The following is a 1,031-nucleotide window of genomic DNA, read 5'->3' as shown; positions in this document are numbered from 1 at the left end:
CAGGCGCCGTGCAGCCCACCAGGCTCCAAGGGAGTTGTCCAGAAGGAAGCTAACCATGTATGGCTCGGTGAAGAGCTGGGTGACTGCAGGAAGCTCCCGCGCCCCGATCTTCACCTCGCTCTTGTTGATCTCGTCCTTACGCTTCGCCTGCCAGAACTGGTACACCCATCCCAACGAGTCGGAGGCTGTGAAAACATCCACGGGCAGGTCGGCAAGAAGCTTCTCCAGCCTCTGCTGGTGCTCGGGCGGCAGTTCTATGAGGAACACAGGCGAGTCGGGCCTGAAGATCTGGGGCAGCATCTTCGAGGCGAAGCGTGCAGCCAGCTCCCAGCCGTCCCGGGTACCTTCTCCCGCTGCCAGCTCCTGGCATTCCTCCAAGGTAACAGGGATTGGGACTCCATGACCCGTATGCATGAGCAGGTTGTTCTCTGCAAGGAAACGGGCGAAGAGCATCCTGTGCCAGTGCTCGTAGGCTACTTCTTCCAGCAGGCGATCAAGCTCCTGAACAGCCGTTGTGCCATCGCGCAGGTCGCCTAGTTGTCTCCCGTGTATGCGCAGTTTGCGGCGAAGCTCTTTCTGCTCCGGCGTGAGGTGGGCTGGTGGGTTGGCCTCTCCCACGCCGAGTTGCTCCAGCACCGCACGGGCTGCCGCCTCGGCTATATCCCGCGCCTCCCGCACCGAGCGGTCCAACCGGCCGCGAAGACCTCGTTCCAACGCCGGCATCAGGCTTCCCTCTCAGCGGTGATCGGGACCGCAAGGTATCCCCAGCCGTCATAGGCATCGAGAAGGCGGTAGTTGTTGTTCTCGTTGGTGCCGGGGAAAAAGACGACAAGCCTTCCTTTGACAAGGGGAGCAACGGCCTCCACGAACTCCTTCACGGGCATGAAACCGAAGAGGCTGCCGGTGCCCGACAAAGCGACCACCGATTGCTCATCAGGCTTCACCACATCCAGGTGCTTCTTGAACTCTTCCTTGAGGTAATCGGGATACAATCTGATAAGGGTGGACAGGAAGTCAGGTTTCGCGAAGTA

Annotated in this window: 1 protein-coding gene and 1 pseudogene; both read right to left on the bottom strand. The window is 60.2% G+C overall.

The annotated features are described in order from the left end of the window. A pseudogene (locus ACMUOY_RS20120) lies at positions 1 to 723 on the bottom strand (SAM-dependent DNA methyltransferase); the annotation flags it as partial. Then, on the bottom strand, positions 723 to 1,031 hold a 309-nt coding region (locus ACMUOY_RS20115; RefSeq protein ID WP_413894509.1), incomplete at its 5' end, for a BREX protein BrxB domain-containing protein. The gene ACMUOY_RS20115 and the pseudogene ACMUOY_RS20120, both read right to left, overlap by 1 nt.

The organism is Candidatus Skiveiella danica, assembly GCF_022705245.1.
Taxonomy (GTDB): domain Bacteria; phylum Pseudomonadota; class Gammaproteobacteria; order Burkholderiales; family Burkholderiaceae_C; genus Skiveiella; species Skiveiella danica.
The sequence above is the reverse complement of the archived record's forward strand: the minus strand, read 5'-3'. Positions and strand labels throughout refer to the sequence as shown.